The organism is Microbacterium sp. H6 (genome assembly GCF_003314775.1).
GTDB lineage: Bacteria > Actinomycetota > Actinomycetes > Actinomycetales > Microbacteriaceae > Microbacterium > Microbacterium oxydans.
Genome location: NZ_QOAY01000040.1, coordinates 897 through 2,707 on the forward strand (window position 1 = coordinate 897; position 1,811 = coordinate 2,707).

Here is a 1,811-nt window from a genome sequence, read left to right on the forward strand (position 1 = left end):
GCGACCCACGTCACGATGTCGGGGTGGAACCGACTGCTGCACCGAGATCGGAACGGTGTCGTCGAACTGCTCGGCGACGTACCGGTGGCACGGCTGAAGCAGGAGCCGCTGGTGGCCATGCTGCTCGGGATGTGCCTGAAGCCCAGCCGCCTGCGGCGCCAGCGCGGACACCAGCTGCTGCGCATCGCGGTGGCGGCCGCGAACGCCCGCCGGACCACGCTCTCGGCCACGGAGCGGATCTTCATCTGGGCGGCCGAGAGTGCGTCGCTGCGCGCCATCGGACGACCGGAGCGCGCCGCACAGGTGGCAGCCCGATCTCTGGCCCTGTTCAACGAGACCCCGGAATCGCAGTGGCAGCAGTACGCCCGCGACATGCCGCTGCTGTGCACGCACCTCGGCATCTCCCTCTACTACGGCGGGCAGCAGGAGGAGGCCATCCACCTCTGGGAGCAGGCCACCGCCCTCGCCGCCGCGCACGGGGGCAGCAACGCCTTCCACGGCATCTGCCTCCTCGCCGGCGTGCACGCCTTGAACGGAGACCTCCCCGAGGCCAGGCACTACGTCTCCCTGATCAGAGACGGCGGCTGGGACGCGGCGCTGCTCGACAGCTACCGCGGCACGTTCTACCGTGTGGCCGAGGCCATGCTGGCGGTGGAGGACGGCGATCTCGCTGCCGCGAAGCAGCACATCAGGTACTTCGAGCCGTACCGCGCGACCAGCGAGCACTGGACGACGATGGCCTCCGTCGAGGCATGGATCGCTCTGCACGAGGGCGACGCCGCCGCGGGATTGGAACGCCTGGAATCGTTCGCGCGCCTGCGGGGCAAGGAGGCCGGTGCACCGCACGTGCGCCAGGCGCTGTCGCGCCCCCGGATCCTCCTCCATCTCGCCCTCGGTGACGTGAACGCGGCCAAGGCCGTGGTGCAGCGGGATGCGATCCCCGACCGCTTCGCGACCGTCCTGAAGCGGGCACGCCTGGCCCTCATCGACGGCAAGGCGGCCGACGTGGTCCGGCTTCTGGGACAGACCCGCCTGCGCCCCACGAACGCCAGGGAACGCGCAGAGGCCTCGGCGGTGCAGAGCGCCGCCCTGCACCGGGTGTCGCCGGCGGCCGCGCAACCGTCGAGCGAGGCGCTGAACGCCCAACTCGCCGATCGGGGCCTCACCACTCCCCTCGTGCTGCTGAGCGCGGAGGACTTCGGCACGGTGCGAGCCGACCTCGACCCGACCGGCCGTGGGACGTTCCCGCTGCGATCCGCGCTGCCGTCATTCGCGGCCCGACCCCGCCTGTCGTCACGCGAGCAGGTCGTGCTGCGCGCCCTCACCTCCGGCGCATCTCTTCCTGCGATCGCCCTGGAGCTGCGCGTCTCGCAGAACACCCTCAAGACACAGCTCCGCAGCATCTACCGCAAGCTCGGCGCGCACAACCGCACCGAAGCGGTGGAGCAGGCGGCGCGTCACGGTCTCCTGCCGGAGTAAGCGCAGACCCTTCCGGGGAAGACACGGAAGGCCCCGCCCGTCGAGTTCGACGGGCGGGGCCTTCTTTCATGACCGTCAGGCCTGGGAGCGGCGTCGACGCAGGATCAGCAGCACGGCACCGCCGAGCAGCAGAGCGATCGCAAGACCCAGCACCCAGGGCGCGAGGATTCCACCGGTGAGCGCGAGCGGCGTCAGCACCGGGTTCTCGGTCGTGCTGGGCGGCGGCGTGATCGTCCCACCGCCGGGAGGGGTGGCCGTGCCCACAGCCGCGTTGCGGAGAGTCGCACCCGCCGCGTTCGCATGCACGGTCACGGAGTAGGTGATCGTCACGC

At 71.1% G+C, this 1,811-nt stretch carries 2 protein-coding genes; one reads left to right on the forward strand and one right to left on the reverse strand.

Features of this window, described 5'->3' with window-relative positions; genetic code table 11:
* Positions 1–1,479, forward strand: a 1,479-nt coding sequence (locus tag DSP71_RS22990) for a LuxR C-terminal-related transcriptional regulator (protein WP_181800643.1), incomplete at its 5' end; no start/stop codon positions are given.
* 75 nt (positions 1,480–1,554) lie between these two features.
* Here DSP71_RS22990 and DSP71_RS22995 read toward each other — a convergent pair.
* Positions 1,555–1,811, reverse strand: a 257-nt coding sequence (locus tag DSP71_RS22995; protein WP_258546229.1) for an LPXTG cell wall anchor domain-containing protein, incomplete at its 5' end; no start/stop codon positions are given.